Source organism: Holdemania massiliensis (assembly GCF_022440805.1).
Taxonomy (GTDB): Bacteria; Bacillota_I; Bacilli_A; order Erysipelotrichales; family Erysipelotrichaceae; genus Holdemania; species Holdemania massiliensis_A.
In genome coordinates this window covers 2,666,862-2,680,589 of record NZ_JAKNTK010000001.1, presented here as the reverse complement: position 1 = coordinate 2,680,589, position 13,728 = coordinate 2,666,862, and the positions used below count along the sequence as shown (strand labels likewise).

Genomic DNA, 13,728 nt, shown 5'->3' with positions numbered 1-13,728 from the left:
GAAATAAGCAGACTGGCATGGTATAATCAATTCCAGGTGATAAGAATGAACTATTTTCAAGGATTAACAAATGCAATCGAATATGTGGAAGCACATATTTTGGAAGCGATTGATTTTGATCAGGCATCGCAATGTGCAGGAATGTCAAGGAGCAGTTTTCAGCGCTTTTTTCTTCTTGTCGCAGATATGACTTTTTCTGAATATGTCAGACAAAGAAGAATGGACGGTGCAGTTTTTGACCTCTGTAATACTGATGAAAGAATTATTGATATAGCGGCGAAATATTGCTACGATTCGGCGGCTGCATTTAGTCGCTCAGTAAAAAAGCTGACTGGAATGAAGCCCAGCGAAATACGGCAAAATGGTTCTGATTTTTGTTTTCCCAAGCTTTCTATTGAAGTTAGCCTTAGAGGAGGAGAATTGATTATGAACAAAACACCTATCGTCAAAATTGAAGAACATCACAAGGAGAAAGTCATTGCATTTAGGGTAGACTGCGAAAATCCCGAGAGTGCAGCATGGGGACTTATGTCTGAATGGTGCATTGAGAATATGAGTGACAGAACAGGCAGACGCTATGTGGGATTCGCGCCAATCGGTCATCATCCCAATGGAGCTCCACATCAAAATGCTTCTGAACTGGAAACGCATCCTTATGTAGCTATGATGTTTTTGATAGGAGATGAATGTGAAAAAGAGGTATTTCATGGACTTCAAGTTGAAGAGGCTCCAGAAGGTCTGTTTTTGGTTAATGATGTTGTATTGAACCAATACGATGAAAACGGAGACTTGGATATAGCCCTTAGCATGATGAAAGCATCGGAGTCCTTTGTTGAATTTATGAATAAAACAGATCAGTATGAGTTTGACTGTGGCAAAGGTATTTTCTTCGAAGAACACATTTTTTCTGAAAGATGGTTTGAGCAGGGGGGTGTTCCCGACGGATTTAGAATGTGGGTGCCTATATTAAAGAAATAAATTTACTTTATATTGCTTTGCCGATTTGCGGATTGTCCGCAATCTCCTACAACTGAATATGACCTGTGTGGTCAAATGAAGAAGCCGATGTGTTGATGCAAAATGCACCGGTTTTTTTTCAAACTGACTGCACGCACGGTCAGAAAGCAGATAAACGGCACAGCTTAAATCAACCGGATCCTTTTTAGTGAGAATGCTAAAGAGAGGATGGGGGACAAAATCAAGTGTCTTTTTCGCGATGAGATTCAGCAGATTGCAGCTTGTTTGGGAACTTGATGGAAAAATCTTGCATGTTCATCTTTGGAACGGCAGGCTAATCTTTTTACGTCAGGAGAACAAAGTCGGCTGAATTGAAAATATTTTCAGAATCCTTCTTGTTTTTTGAGCAGGGAAAGTGGTGAATTAACCGAATACGGGTATAATTGAACCGTTTACTTGATATGATAGAAATCGAGTCTTTTTCAAGTAAATCAACAAGGAGAGGGGAATTGTCTATGGAATATTCGCAGATGCTTGTAAATCGAATCAAAACTTTGTGCCGCCAACGAGGTGGAATCACTATTCACCGCTTAGCGAAAATGTCCTCTCTGCGCCAATCGACGCTGGATAACATCATGCGGGGCAACACAAAAGATCCTCGCATCAGCACGCTGCATCACATCGCACTGGGTTTTAATATGACGCTGACCGAGTTTCTGGATTTCCCAGAGCTGAATGATTATGCTTTTGAAGAAGAGGATGAAGAACGAAAAAAATCCGTCTTCCGGGCATAAAAAAACGGAAAATCCTGCGTCAGACGCAATTTTTCCGTGAACTGATTTATTGATCTTTTAATCGACAGAGGAGGTAGTCAGCGACCTCTTCTTTTTTTATTTGAAAAGACAGGGAAATTTCTTCATGAAGCAGCTCTTCTGCCTGTTCTAAAATTTCAGCATCGCTGCGGGAAATGGATTTTCGGTCCCGCAGTTTATCCTGTTTCTGCGTATAGATGGATTTGATCAGCTGTGCCAGCTTCCGGCCGTCGCCTTCAGCCAAAATCTTGCGGTAGACCTCTTCCCGAGTGCGTTTATCATCAATCCACTCAGACTCCAAACGCGGCATTTCTTCGATCATCTGCTCGATCTCTTCCCGCTTCATAACAGGCCGCAGCATGGGATTAGAAGCTGGGGTCACGATCTTCGTATTAATTCCATAAACAGAATTGAGTACGTAACAGATTTCCTTATGCCGTGGCCGCAGTTCTTTTTTGATTATTTCTTCAACCTGAAAAATACCTCGCGCGCCATACCGGACATAATCTTGAACTTGAAACATGAGACTCACTCCCCTTTCAAAAGGTCAATGGTTACTTCTATTTTACCATTTTTAAGGGATTTTCGTAAGTAAAATCGTTGGGTGGGCAGGAAAGGCGATTCCCGGATAAACCGGATTGTTAATGTTCATCGCCGTTAGGCGTCTTCTTTTATTAGCGAAATTAGAGTTATCGGAAATCAATCAGGGAAATAGGAATCCAGCCGTTCCCAGCGCTGATCCACATTGGAGTACACTTCAATTTGAGAAAGCGGTGTTTCCGCTGAAATTTCAGCCTGACCTCGGCTTTGAATTTCGCGCATCCCTCCCTGATAGCCCAGGATGGTATAAGCATCAGGATCCAGCGCAGTTTCATCGGAACGGGACAGATAGAGAAGATAAGCTTTTCCAACTTCCACGTCGATGTCCTCTGCGATCTTTTCATAAATATAAGCGGGTTCAGGCTGATCTGTTTTTACGTGATTTGATGCAGGGTTGGCCAAAAGCCAGTCCGCGTGACTGACGATCCCGCCGGGACGGGCATAAGCGACGATCTGATTTTCCTCCAGGCTGCCTTTCAGACTTCTGATAATTTTCAGCTGTCCCCGCGTAAATGGCGAAACGTAGCTTTGCGCTGCTTCATTGAAATTACTGCCTCCGGTAATCGAACATACAGAAGCCAGTACGATATCGGTGCTCTGTGCGGCCAGGGTTTCAGCAGTGAACGCTTCCGGCATGAGTTCAACCTGTCTTTCCTGAAGCTCAATCGTCTGCGGATCCAGCTCTGCGTAAGCATCCGTATAAAGACAAGGATCCCCATCCAATGGCTTGGAACCCTTAAGATCATCGGAGGCGGTTCTAAAGGAACAGGCTCCAAGCAGAGTCAAGCAGAGTATGCCCGCAGTGCCTTTTTCTATGAAATTCATCGTGATCATCTGCCTTTCTAGTTTAATTTTAGCAGGAAATTGAAGCTGAAAATCAGAATTCATAAAATGTTAAGAAAAAGAAATAAACTAGCAAGATTGAAAATCTGCACAAAGTAAAAACAGAGTTTTTCATCAGAGATTAAAATAACTCTGCTTCTCAATAATTTACATGATCAGGCAGAAATTCGATAATACTGAGATATTGTATCTAGCGCCTTGCACATTTCATCCAGTAATGCTTCGCGGTCCATATCCCGATTTTCCAATATAAAATAGATGTTTGAAATTAGATTTTCACAAATTAGGTGATTATAATGCCGCTGAGTTTTCGGATTTTCAAATCTGCGCAGAAAGAAGCCCTCATTTTCATGCTTTTTTTGCTGTTCATCGAGGAGTGTCATCAGATGACTATCTGCGGTTTTTGGACAGTCAGGATCAAACAGGCAAAGGGCAACGTCCATAAATTTATCAATTTCCTGTATTACTATTCTGAGTTTATCCCGCAAATTATTTTCTGCCGTGTCACTGAAAATGAATGGATTGATATGATACTCAATAAAATCACCTAAAAGTTCATCATATAACTGCAGTTTATTTTCATAATGCAAATAAAAAGTCCTTCGTCCAATATGAGCATAGGCAGCGATTTCAGCAATCGAGATTTCGGAATATTTCTTCTTCTTTAGTAAGTTAAAAAAAGCTTGATGAATTGGTGTCAATTTATGCGGCATAGTTTCACTTCCCATCTATTCCATCGTTTTTATTTTATCATTTATGTATTAGAAAGTAAGCGGCAATCATCCGAAACAGCATCGTATCCCCTTTTAATCTGGATAAAAACATAGTTCCTGAATTTAAGACAGGGACAAGCCTAAAAAGAAGCCTCCCTTTGAAGGAGGCTCCGTAGTTATTTGTTTAATACGTATTTTGCAGCTTCCGTTCCGGAAACGCGTCCGAACATGACCGCGGTTGAATAAGCTCCGCTGGTTGCGGTTACTTCACCAGCAGCATACAACCCTTCAACAAGGGTATTATCGTTATAAAGAACTTGTGCATTTTCGTTGGCTAGAACGCCGCCTTTTGTCATATGGGCTGCAGATTCAACCATTGCAGCAAAGTAAGGGCCTTCTTCACTCATTTCAATCGTAAATGGAGTATCACGGAAAGGATCTTCGCCTTCCCCTTTAATAGCTTTGTTATAAGTATCAATTGTTGCTTTCAGGTTCTCTGCAGGAACGCCCATTAATTCAGCCATTTCGTCAAGCGTATCAGCCTGTAGATAATAACCTAATTTTACATGTTTCTGTAATCGGAATGTCGTGTCAAGCACCCGTTGATCAAAGAAGTAAAAGCATTTTTCCTGTTCTAGGATCGTTTTCGCCAGATCCAGACCAGAACTGTTCTCGGCAATAAAACGTTCACCGTTCTCATTTATAAAAAGAAATCCATCTCCGCCTCCGCCGGCTCCTGTCAAATCGCGGCGCGGCTTTAAAATAGTTTTAAATACACTGACCTGATCCATGTTGCTTAACTGAATATCGTTAGCTTCAAAGATTTTAACAAAGTCACCTGTTGTTCCAATCTGATTGGATGTATTGAGGATTTCGTAGCCCGGCGCGTATTCAGCAAGCATTTCTTTGTTTGTGCAGAATCCTCCGGTAGCGACTATTACTGCATCTGCGAGAATGTTATATTTTTTGGTTTTTGATTCAACTTTAACTCCCGTGACTTTCTTTCCTTCAAAAATCAAATCAGTGCCTTGCGTTCCGGTCCGGACATCAACATTTAATTTTTTTATGTAAGCTTCCATTCCATCCTGAATGGCTTCTCCGCCGTAGGCATCATCTTCTGCCTGGTGTGTAGTCCCGGAATTACTGTTAAGCTCAACCCCAAAACTTCTTAACCAAGCATCCAGATCCCAGGCTTCCTCTGCCCAACGTTCTATTCTTGCGGGTGAGTCCATGCTGCTTTTTAATTTGCTTTCAATAAATTCCTCTTTGCTTACAACTTTATTCTGTTCCTGAAGTTTCTTCGAGTTAATGACGTCAAAGAAACTCATATCGAATTTTCCGTTGCCGCTTAAAATATCTAATTTTTCAACAACAATCACATCGTTGACGCCGCTTTCTTTCGCTGCGATTGCTGCTGCTAATCCTGCGGGTCCCCCTCCAATAATGACGACCTGTGTTTTTACATCTTCACCCTGTTTCTGTTCTGCAACAGGTCCGGAAGTCGTCATTGTAATTTCACCAAAATCCGTTCCAGCTTGTTTTGCTGCTTCTGCAACAGCGGCTTTTACTGCATAAGAAGAAAATGTTGCAGCCGTCACATTGTCGACAATTGGAGTCTGTGCGTCTAATATTCTCTCTTTAATCACGGCCAGCATTCTTCCCTGTACTGGTGATGATTCATGACTTTCGATAATCTGAATATCGGACATTTTGCCAGCTTCGATGGTCAGTTCAATTTTTACCGGTCCGCCATATCCAACGCCGGTTCCCTCATAAACCCCATCCGTCATTCCTTTTAATGCTGGATTCTCTGGACTTGAAGGAGCATTTGTATTGGTACAGCCGCTTAACGTCAGCAGTACCAGAAGAAGCATACTTATCATTCTTTTCATTTTTCCATCCTCTTTGAAAACTTACTTTCCTTTCATAATTCATTATAGAAAACGGTCTTCTCATTATCAATCTTTCTCAGACTCTAGCTCCTGCACAGCTGACTGAATTTGTGCACAAAAAAACGAAAGTCATGTTTACTCAAACTTATTCAACGGATGAAACTGAATCGTTCCAGTAAAGTATCATGCTCTTTTAACCTGGCTGACGCGAATAAAATGTTAAGAAAAAGAAACAAAATGGCAAAGAGTCCGCAAAGGCTGGCTGTTATCTACTTTCATCAATCTACACAATTCCAAGCCAAGCGCTTTCATTTTTCACACTCCCGTTTGTCAGCGGGAAGCGTTGATTTAAACTTAAACAACTCTTAACGGGCGGTTTACAAAGGTGTTTGCGAAATGGGATACAATGGCGATGTTATCTGAGGAAAGGACTTGGAGAATGAAACGAAAAGAACGCACACAAATTCTGATTCATTGTCCGCTGGATTTTCTGGCTCTGCTGAAACAGAAAATTGAAAGCGAACATCCGATTCGGATCGTTGAGGATCCGCAGCTGTCCCTGGTTATGGTCAAAATGCGGGAGAGTGCTCAAAGCAGTCTGTTCTATTTGACGGAAATGGTGGTCAGCGAGTGCAAGGCAGAGGTGGAAGGAGTTCTGGGAATCGGAATTCTGCAGGAAAATCAGCTGGAAAAAAGTCTTTGTCTGGCTGTGATTGACGCCGCCTACAATGCTTCTTTGAAATGCTGCGAACAGCTCACCGCAATGATCCGCGAGCAGGGACAGCTGCAGCAAAAACAAAGAATTCAGGAGAACAAGCAGATCTTAAAAACCCGCGTCAGCTTTGAAACCATGGACAAGGAATGAGGAGAAGTCAATGAATAAAGATCAGGTTTACAGTCTTCACCGCGTTTACCGCAAGGTACTGGATGCAATGGCGCGGCCGGGAACAATCCAGTCGCTGCGGGAAGAGGCAGCGATGATCCGTCTGGATCTGGGATGTTTGCCTGCAGCCCAATGTCTGATTCAGCTTTTGCTGGATGCGGATACGACCTTCTGCGCTTTCAGTGCGGATGAAGCCCTCGAAAGAAAAATCAGTCAGCTGACTTACTGTCCGATCCGTCCGATGGAAACGGCGGCGTATGTGCTGGTTACGAAATCGGTAGCCGCAGCCCTGCCGTCGGTGATGGAGCAGGTCAGCGGCGGAACGTTGGAAGATCCGCAGCTGGGTGCGACGCTGATCGTGGAATGCAGCGCTTTGAAAAGCGGCGGGGAGCTGGTGCTGAAAGGGCCGGGAATCCGGGATGTTACCCGCTGTCAGATTGAAACCCGAGCTGGCTGGATTGAAGCCCGGGCAGAAAAGAATGCTGAATTTCCATTAGGGATGGATCTCATATTTGTTGATCCCCAAGGGCAAATTCTCTGTCTGCCGCGGACGACTCAAATAAGCAAGGAGGCAGAAACATGGCCTATGTAGCCGTAAAGGGCGGAAAAATCGCCATTGAACAAAGTATTCTCCGTTTAAAGCAGGAACGGCTGCGCTCCGGTAAGGCCGCCTCTGTCAAAACAATTGAGAACTCAATGCGCCTGTTAGTGGATCAGGTGATGAGTGAAGGCTCAATTTATTGTCCGTCGTTGGCCGCTTTGGCGATCAAGCAGGCGGAAGGCTCAATGGAGGAAGCCGTATTTCTTCTGCGGGCATATCGTTCCACGCTGCCGCGCCGTTATTATTCAACGACGGTTGAGAGTGCAGATATGCAGATTGAACGCCGGATCTCGGCGGCATTTAAAGATATTCCCGGCGGTCAGATTTTGGGAACTTCTTATGATTATACCCATCGGCTTCTGGATTTTGATCTGTTAGAGGAATCCGATGAACAAATTCAAAAAATTCTTCAGCAGTTCAAAGAAGCGGACACGGACACGATCACCGCACCGGAATCGATGCAGATGCCGAAAGTGACGGATTATCTGCGCTCACAGGGATTCATTGACCCGATCGAGCCGGATGACAGCGAACCCAAGGATGCGACCAAGGAAACACTGACTTTTCCCTGCCCGCGCTCAATGCGGCTGCAGATTCTGACCCGCGGCATGACCCAGGCCGTGACAGCGCTGGGCTATGCTTCGCTACGCGGATACGGTGTAGCGCATCCGACGGTGTGCGAGCTGCGTGTCGGCCGGCTGCCGATTACGATAGCGGATCCGGCCAATGGGGACGATGAAGAAAACGAGTATGTGATCGGCGAGATCAAAGTGACGGAAGTGGAAAGTTTAATTCCGGTTACCCGTCGGAGCGAGGACGGCAGGAAGCAGATCAGTTTTGAAATCGGCTACGGCATCGCGGCCGGTCAGAACGAAACCAAGGCGATCGCAATGAGCATTCTGGATCAATGCTTAATGCATCCGGAGAGCAGCTTTGCGACTTCGGATGAGGAATTCGTCCTTTACCATGTCGACAGCATCGAGGCGACCGGTTTCATTTCTCATTTAAAGCTGCCGCATTACGTTACATTCCAGGCCAAACTGAACAGCGCCCGGAAAGTCAGGGAGGAAAAAGCATGAACGAGCATATCAACTTTGCCTTTTTTGACGAAGGCAGCAAGCGTGAGATTCGCCGGGCTACCTTGAAGGCCGTCGCAATTCCGGGATATCAGGTTCCTTTTGCTTCCCGGGAAATGCCGATTGCCCGCGGCTGGGGCACCGGCGGACTGCAGCTGACGCTGTCCTGCATCCTGCCGGAAGATCATCTGAAAGTCATTGATCAGGGCAGCGATGAAAGCGTGAATGCGATTTCCATTAAAAATCTGATCACCTCCACGACCGGGGTTCAGATTACCCAGGATACCGAGCAGGCCACGCTGATCCAGTCACGCCATCGAATTCCGGAAGTGCCGTTAAGTGCCGGACAGATCCTGGTTCTTCAGGTTCCGACACCGGAGCCGCTGCGGCCTGTGGAGCCGAGTGAAAGACTGACAAAAAAGCTGCATGCGGAAGCGGAATACAGCGGAGCCTGGCTGATGCTTTTTGAACAGATCATGAAATACGGACGGATGGCCACCGGCGCCGATCACCCGGTTCGCACAGCCGGCCGATATGTCATGGCACCTTCGCCGATTCCCAAGTTTGACAATCCGAAAATGGATCACGGCGAAGCTCTCATTCTTTTGGGAGCCGGCCGGGAGAAAAAGATCTATGCCGTACCGCCGTACACCTCAGTTGTTTCGCTCGACTTTGAGGACGTCCCTTTTGAAGCGGAAAGCTTTGAGGGGAAGAAGTGCAGCTTGTGCGGGGCAGAACATGTCTATCTGGATGAAATTCTGGATGCAGACGGCACCGTTCGCTATCAATGCAATGATACAAGCTACTGTCTGAACCGCCGCAACCGCAGGGAGGAAAACTAATGGAAGTCATGGAAACACCGCTCATGAGCGTGCGTCATCTTTACAAGCAGTTCGGCACGGGCTGCGTCCATTGTCAGGATGGCAGAACCGACGAGTTAGTCGGCAATTACTGTCCGCACTGCGGTACGGTCTATGCCTGCCGCGATCTGAACTTTGATCTGTACGACGGGGAAATTCTCGGTGTGGTCGGGGAATCAGGCAGCGGGAAATCCACGATGATGCGTTGTTTGTATTTTGACCAGGAGGTCAGCAGCGGTTCGGCAACGATCCGAACGTATAAGGACGGCCGCGCCAATCTGTTTACTGAATCTTCCCAGCAGCAGCGGTTTATCCGCAACACCGTGCTGGGCATGGTTTATCAGAATCCGTATCTCGGTCTCAAAATGAATTTCTCCTCGATCGGCAACATTGCCGAGAAACTGATCGCCGCCGGCTGCCGCAATGTGGCTCTGATGGAAAACCGCGGCGTGACGCTGCTGGATCGCGTTAACATTCCCGCCCATCGCCGCAAGGATGAACCGAAGACGTTCTCCGGCGGTATGCAGCAGCGTGTCCAGATTGCCAAAGCTTTGTCCAACAACCCGCCGGTGCTGCTTCTGGATGAAGTGACAACGGGTCTGGATCTGTCCGTTCAGGCGAATGTTCTCGATCTGATTAAACAAATCCAGCGGGAAAGCGGTGTTTCGATGATTGTCGTTTCGCATGATCTGGCTGTCATTCGGATGCTGGCAGACCGCACGATTGTCATGCTCGAAGGCCGGATTATCGAGCAGGGGCTGACCGATCAGATCATGGAAGATCCGCAGCATCCCTACACTCAGCAGTTAGTATATTCACTGCTTTAGGAGGAAAGTTGAATGAAACTGATTACGAACGTCCGCGTTGTGACGCCCGAAGAAATTCTCGACGGCTGCCAGGTTGTGATCCACGAAGATCAGATCCTCAGAATTCAGCCGGAAGGTTCTCCTGTCGAAGGGGAAATTGACGAACAGATTAACGGCTACGGCGGCTGGCTGATTCCCGGCTTTGTCGATATTCATTCCGATTACGTCGAACAGATGATCGCCCCGCGTGTGACGAGTGTGATCGACTTTGAGCTGGCTTTATACGAATATGAAAAAGAACTGATGGCGCATGGCATCACGACGATGTTTCATTCCATTTCGTTATTAAAAAACACCGGCAAAAAGGCGATGCGCCGGCCGGAAAATGTCCGCCGGCTGATGGAGCTGATCGACCGCAGCCACAATCAGCTGCATCTAATTCACCATCGTTTTCATCTGCGGTTTGAGCTGGATAATATCGACGCTTATGAAGACGTACTGGATTTTATTGATAAAGGTTATGTGCATCTGCTTTCCTTTATGGATCACACACCAGGTCAGGGCCAGTACCGCAACCTGGAAATTTATAAATTGTCCTACATTGCGGACGAAGGTCTGAGTGAAGCGCAGGTGGAGGAAGAACTCCGCCGCCGCATGCACCATGAAACACTGACGCTCGACAAGATTCAGGCCGCCGCTGCCAAAGCCTTTGAAAAGGGGATAGCGATTGCTTCCCATGATGACGATACGATTGAAAAGCTGGATGTGGTTCAGGATTTCCACGCGACGATTTCAGAATTTCCAATTACAATGGAGGTCTGTGCCGAGGCCCATCGCCGCAACATGGCGACGGTAGTCGGTGCTCCGAATATTCTGTTGGGCGGCTCGCATGCCGGCAATCTCACGGCCAGTGAGGCTATTGAAGCCGGAATTGCGGACATTCTGTGTTCGGATTACTATCCGGCCAGCATTCTGCATGCGATCTTCATGATGGAACATCAGGGCCAGACACTTCCGGAAATGGTGCGGATGGCCACGCTGAATCCGGCCAAAGCGGTCGGCATTGAGGATCGGGTGGGTTCCATTGAAGCTGGGAAAAAAGCGGATCTGTTGATTGTTCAGGAGCTGCCGAACCATTTCCCGGCGATCACGCATGTGCTGGTCGACGGCGTTGTCGTCAGTGAAACCCACTATCGAATTTAATCGGCTAGGCCTCAACGGACAGGAGAACAGATTCAGCCATAAGGCGAGGAGATACGTATGGAACACAATGAACAGATTTGTCTGCAGATCCGCGATCTGTCAAAGCAATTTACGATTTACAACAGCGGCAAGACGATCCATGCCTGCCAACATGTCAGTCTGACGTTGAACAAAGGCGAGTTTATCGGCATTACCGGGAAGAGCGGCAGCGGGAAATCAACGATTCTCAAAGGCATCTACCGCACAAATCTGCCGCAGACCGGCGAAATCTGGTATGCCAGCGAGAAATACGGCTGGATCGATCTGTGTCAGGCAACAGAACGGCAAATCCTTTATCTGCGGCGTTATGAAATTGGCTACGTTTCACAATTCTTACAGCTGATGCCGCGCACAACAGCGCGTCAGATCGTTGAAAATGCGGTGCTGGAAATGGGCGGTAAAGCCGAGGAAGCGCGGCGTGAAGCCGAAGCGATCCTACGTCATTTTGAACTCGATGAAAGCTTATGGGATACCTATCCCAACACCTTTTCAGGCGGTGAAAAGCTGCGCTTAAATATCGCTTCGGCGATGGTCAAGCATCCGCGATTATTGCTTCTGGATGAACCGACCGCTTCTTTGGATCAACATTCCAAACGCAAGGTGCGCGATCTGATTGAACAGCTGAAGCAGGAAGGGACGACGATGCTGGGGATTTTTCATGACCTGGAGTTCATGGAGAATCTCTGCGACCGCCGCTATAACATGCAGTCGGGAGCGATGGATGCATGAGTTGGGATTACCACATTCATTCGGATTACTCAGATTCAGACCAAACTATAAAACAAATCCTGAATCAGGCACGTCAGCGAAATCTGGAAGCGATCGCCCTGACCGATCATGACTGCGTAGAGGGGGCGCTGCAGGCGGCAAAGCTGAGTCCGGATCTGGAAATCGTGTTGGGCATTGAAGTCAGCGCGCAGGACGACCAGGGACGTCCCATCCATGTTTTGGGCTATGATTTTGATCCGGAGGCTGTTCACCTGCGCCGACTTTGCCAAAAGACGCTGCTTCAGCAGCAGGAACGTTCAATATGGCAGATTGAACAGCTGCAGCGGGCAGGATATCCGATCACGGTTGAGGAAGTGATCGAACGGCTGGGTCACAGCATGTGGATTTATAAGCAGCATATTATGGACGTCCTGACGGAAAAAGGCATTGCCGAAAGTCTTCACGGTGATTTCTACAGAAAGACTTTTAAAAACTGCGGAATTTGCGAACGGGCGATCCTCTTTCCATCAGTACGGGAGGCGATTGAAGCCATCCACGCCGATCAGGGACTCGCTGTTTTGGCACATCCCGGTCTTTCCGGCTGCATCGAACAGATCTGGAAATGGAAGGATTTAGGCTTGGATGGAATCGAAACGGGGCATAGTTCCCATTCTTTCAGTCAGGTGATGCGGCTGCATGAAATAGCCATGGCCTTAGGGTTTATTGAAACCGCCGGCAGCGATAATCATGGCCGTTACGGCAAAGAGCCGCCGATCGGAACCATCAGCTGGAAAGGGGACCGATTATGTCGACGGAAGAAAAACTAATCTTTGCTCAGGCTTTGATTCGCGAAGCCGGCGCTCAGCTGCGCAGCCGTTCACGGAGTGAATTGAAGATCCATTTAAAAAATCATGATGTCGGCGATCTGGTCAGCGACGCGGACAAGCAGACGGAAAAACTGCTGGTTTCTGCGATCCGCAAGCGTTTTAAAGGTCAAAGCTTTCTGACGGAAGAAAAATGGGTAAGCTATAAGCCGAAAACGCAGACGTGGATTATTGATCCGATTGACGGAACGACTAATTTTGTTACCTGGAAACGGGATTATACGATTTCCATTGCTTATTATGAAGAAGAACGTCCGGTTTTTGGTTTGGTTTACGATGTTGAAGCGGATGATCTGTATCTGGGCATTACCGGCGGCGGAGCGTGGAAAAACGGGGAACGATTGGCAAAGCTGCCGCAGGATAAGCCGCTGTCCAGATGTGTGGCCGACGTCAGCCTGAAAAGCGTAGCGCTGTTAAAAAGCAGGTATGGGATTCAGCTGGAAAAACTGGCGTCGCATATCCGCGGACACCGCAGCAGCGGCTGTGCTTCCCTGTGCCTGTGCCGGCTTGCGGCCGGGGAACTGGACGTCTATCTTTCCGCCCATTTGAAGACGTGGGATTATGCTGCAGCGGCAATTCTGATCAATGAAACCGGCGGGGCCTGGGGTTTGCCGTTTCATGACCGGCAGGCGCTGTACAGCACCTCAGTTCCTTTTTTAGCGGCCGGCAGCCGGGACTTATATACCCAGATTGTAAATAAATTTTTGACAGTCAACCGGATTTAACGGTGGATCAGCAGATCAAGAATAGAGAATCAGCCGCGAAAGCGGCTTTCTTTGTGGGGATCATGCCGATAAGAATGGAGATAACGAGAAGCAACGGAAACGTAAAACGAACTCTGACGTCGCATC

Annotated in this window: 15 protein-coding genes; 11 read left to right on the top strand and 4 right to left on the bottom strand. The window is 47.3% G+C overall.

Features of this window, described 5'->3' with window-relative positions:
- The first annotated feature begins 45 nt into the window (after window positions 1-45).
- Together MCG46_RS12335 and MCG46_RS12330 are read left to right on the top strand one after the other, a co-directional pair.
- Complete coding sequence (locus MCG46_RS12335) at window positions 46-978, top strand: helix-turn-helix transcriptional regulator (protein WP_240280272.1); 933 nt, start codon at window positions 46-48, stop codon at window positions 976-978.
- 494 nt (window positions 979-1,472) lie between these two features.
- Entirely contained in the window at window positions 1,473-1,751 is a 279-nt protein-coding gene (locus MCG46_RS12330) for a helix-turn-helix domain-containing protein (protein WP_240280271.1), read from the top strand.
- 46 nt (window positions 1,752-1,797) lie between these two features.
- Here the strand turns inward: MCG46_RS12330 and MCG46_RS12325 are convergent, their stop codons facing one another.
- From MCG46_RS12325 to MCG46_RS12310, 4 genes are all read right to left on the bottom strand, one after another.
- The gene (locus MCG46_RS12325) at window positions 1,798-2,292 is read right to left on the bottom strand and encodes a CarD family transcriptional regulator (RefSeq protein ID WP_020224057.1); all 495 of its coding nucleotides are present in this window, start codon (window positions 2,290-2,292) and stop codon (window positions 1,798-1,800) included.
- A 176-nt stretch (window positions 2,293-2,468) separates the two neighbouring features.
- Window positions 2,469-3,194 (bottom strand): hypothetical protein, encoded by a 726-nt coding sequence (locus MCG46_RS12320; RefSeq protein ID WP_240280270.1) that lies wholly within the window; start codon window positions 3,192-3,194, stop codon window positions 2,469-2,471.
- A gap of 173 nt (window positions 3,195-3,367) precedes the next feature.
- The gene (locus MCG46_RS12315) at window positions 3,368-3,925 is read right to left on the bottom strand and encodes a TetR/AcrR family transcriptional regulator (RefSeq protein ID WP_240280269.1); all 558 of its coding nucleotides are present in this window, start codon (window positions 3,923-3,925) and stop codon (window positions 3,368-3,370) included.
- A 176-nt stretch (window positions 3,926-4,101) separates the two neighbouring features.
- Complete coding sequence (locus tag MCG46_RS12310; RefSeq protein ID WP_240280268.1) at window positions 4,102-5,817, bottom strand: FAD-binding protein; 1,716 nt, start codon at window positions 5,815-5,817, stop codon at window positions 4,102-4,104.
- 439 nt (window positions 5,818-6,256) lie between these two features.
- Between MCG46_RS12310 and phnG the strand changes: the two genes are divergently transcribed.
- From phnG to MCG46_RS12265, 9 genes are read left to right on the top strand one after another with little or no spacing between them, the layout of a single operon-like run.
- A complete protein-coding gene (gene phnG, locus MCG46_RS12305; RefSeq protein WP_240280267.1) occupies window positions 6,257-6,682 on the top strand; it encodes a phosphonate C-P lyase system protein PhnG in 426 nt (141 codons plus the stop codon).
- Between the two features lie 10 nt (window positions 6,683-6,692).
- A complete protein-coding gene (gene phnH, locus MCG46_RS12300; protein WP_240280266.1) occupies window positions 6,693-7,292 on the top strand; it encodes a phosphonate C-P lyase system protein PhnH in 600 nt (199 codons plus the stop codon).
- Window positions 7,280-8,380 (top strand): carbon-phosphorus lyase complex subunit PhnI, encoded by a 1,101-nt coding sequence (locus tag MCG46_RS12295; RefSeq protein ID WP_240280265.1) that lies wholly within the window; start codon window positions 7,280-7,282, stop codon window positions 8,378-8,380. The genes phnH and MCG46_RS12295 overlap by 13 nt, the downstream gene beginning before the upstream one ends.
- Window positions 8,377-9,219 (top strand): alpha-D-ribose 1-methylphosphonate 5-phosphate C-P-lyase PhnJ, encoded by an 843-nt coding sequence (locus MCG46_RS12290; RefSeq protein ID WP_240280264.1) that lies wholly within the window; start codon window positions 8,377-8,379, stop codon window positions 9,217-9,219. The genes MCG46_RS12295 and MCG46_RS12290 overlap by 4 nt, the downstream gene beginning before the upstream one ends.
- Entirely contained in the window at window positions 9,219-10,064 is an 846-nt protein-coding gene (locus MCG46_RS12285; RefSeq protein ID WP_240280263.1) for an ATP-binding cassette domain-containing protein, read from the top strand. Before MCG46_RS12290 ends, MCG46_RS12285 begins: the two co-directional genes overlap by 1 nt.
- Before the next feature lie 12 nt (window positions 10,065-10,076).
- On the top strand, window positions 10,077-11,246 hold the full coding sequence (phnM, locus tag MCG46_RS12280; RefSeq protein ID WP_240280262.1) for a phosphonate metabolism protein PhnM: 1,170 nt from the start codon (window positions 10,077-10,079) through the stop codon (window positions 11,244-11,246).
- A 57-nt stretch (window positions 11,247-11,303) separates the two neighbouring features.
- Complete coding sequence (phnL, locus tag MCG46_RS12275) at window positions 11,304-12,014, top strand: phosphonate C-P lyase system protein PhnL (protein WP_240280261.1); 711 nt, start codon at window positions 11,304-11,306, stop codon at window positions 12,012-12,014.
- A complete protein-coding gene (locus tag MCG46_RS12270) occupies window positions 12,011-12,820 on the top strand; it encodes a PHP domain-containing protein (RefSeq protein WP_240280260.1) in 810 nt (269 codons plus the stop codon). Before phnL ends, MCG46_RS12270 begins: the two co-directional genes overlap by 4 nt.
- On the top strand, window positions 12,799-13,602 hold the full coding sequence (locus MCG46_RS12265; protein ID WP_240280259.1) for an inositol monophosphatase family protein: 804 nt from the start codon (window positions 12,799-12,801) through the stop codon (window positions 13,600-13,602). The genes MCG46_RS12270 and MCG46_RS12265 overlap by 22 nt, the downstream gene beginning before the upstream one ends.
- Window positions 13,603-13,728 lie beyond the last annotated feature (126 nt).

What these genes read in the sequence shown, in the direction of transcription:
- MCG46_RS12335 (WP_240280272.1), top strand. Translation starts at nt 46, where the DNA reads ATGAACTATTTTCAAGGATTAACAAATGCAATCGAATATGTGGAAGCA.
- MCG46_RS12330 (WP_240280271.1), top strand. Translation starts at nt 1,473, where the DNA reads ATGGAATATTCGCAGATGCTTGTAAATCGAATCAAAACTTTGTGCCGC.
- MCG46_RS12325 (WP_020224057.1), bottom strand. Translation starts at nt 2,292, where the DNA reads ATGTTTCAAGTTCAAGATTATGTCCGGTATGGCGCGCGAGGTATTTTT.
- MCG46_RS12320 (WP_240280270.1), bottom strand. Translation starts at nt 3,194, where the DNA reads ATGAATTTCATAGAAAAAGGCACTGCGGGCATACTCTGCTTGACTCTG.
- MCG46_RS12315 (WP_240280269.1), bottom strand. Translation starts at nt 3,925, where the DNA reads ATGCCGCATAAATTGACACCAATTCATCAAGCTTTTTTTAACTTACTA.
- MCG46_RS12310 (WP_240280268.1), bottom strand. Translation starts at nt 5,817, where the DNA reads ATGAAAAGAATGATAAGTATGCTTCTTCTGGTACTGCTGACGTTAAGC.
- phnG (WP_240280267.1), top strand. Translation starts at nt 6,257, where the DNA reads ATGAAACGAAAAGAACGCACACAAATTCTGATTCATTGTCCGCTGGAT.
- phnH (WP_240280266.1), top strand. Translation starts at nt 6,693, where the DNA reads ATGAATAAAGATCAGGTTTACAGTCTTCACCGCGTTTACCGCAAGGTA.
- MCG46_RS12295 (WP_240280265.1), top strand. Translation starts at nt 7,280, where the DNA reads ATGGCCTATGTAGCCGTAAAGGGCGGAAAAATCGCCATTGAACAAAGT.
- MCG46_RS12290 (WP_240280264.1), top strand. Translation starts at nt 8,377, where the DNA reads ATGAACGAGCATATCAACTTTGCCTTTTTTGACGAAGGCAGCAAGCGT.
- MCG46_RS12285 (WP_240280263.1), top strand. Translation starts at nt 9,219, where the DNA reads ATGGAAGTCATGGAAACACCGCTCATGAGCGTGCGTCATCTTTACAAG.
- phnM (WP_240280262.1), top strand. Translation starts at nt 10,077, where the DNA reads ATGAAACTGATTACGAACGTCCGCGTTGTGACGCCCGAAGAAATTCTC.
- phnL (WP_240280261.1), top strand. Translation starts at nt 11,304, where the DNA reads ATGGAACACAATGAACAGATTTGTCTGCAGATCCGCGATCTGTCAAAG.
- MCG46_RS12270 (WP_240280260.1), top strand. Translation starts at nt 12,011, where the DNA reads ATGAGTTGGGATTACCACATTCATTCGGATTACTCAGATTCAGACCAA.
- MCG46_RS12265 (WP_240280259.1), top strand. Translation starts at nt 12,799, where the DNA reads ATGTCGACGGAAGAAAAACTAATCTTTGCTCAGGCTTTGATTCGCGAA.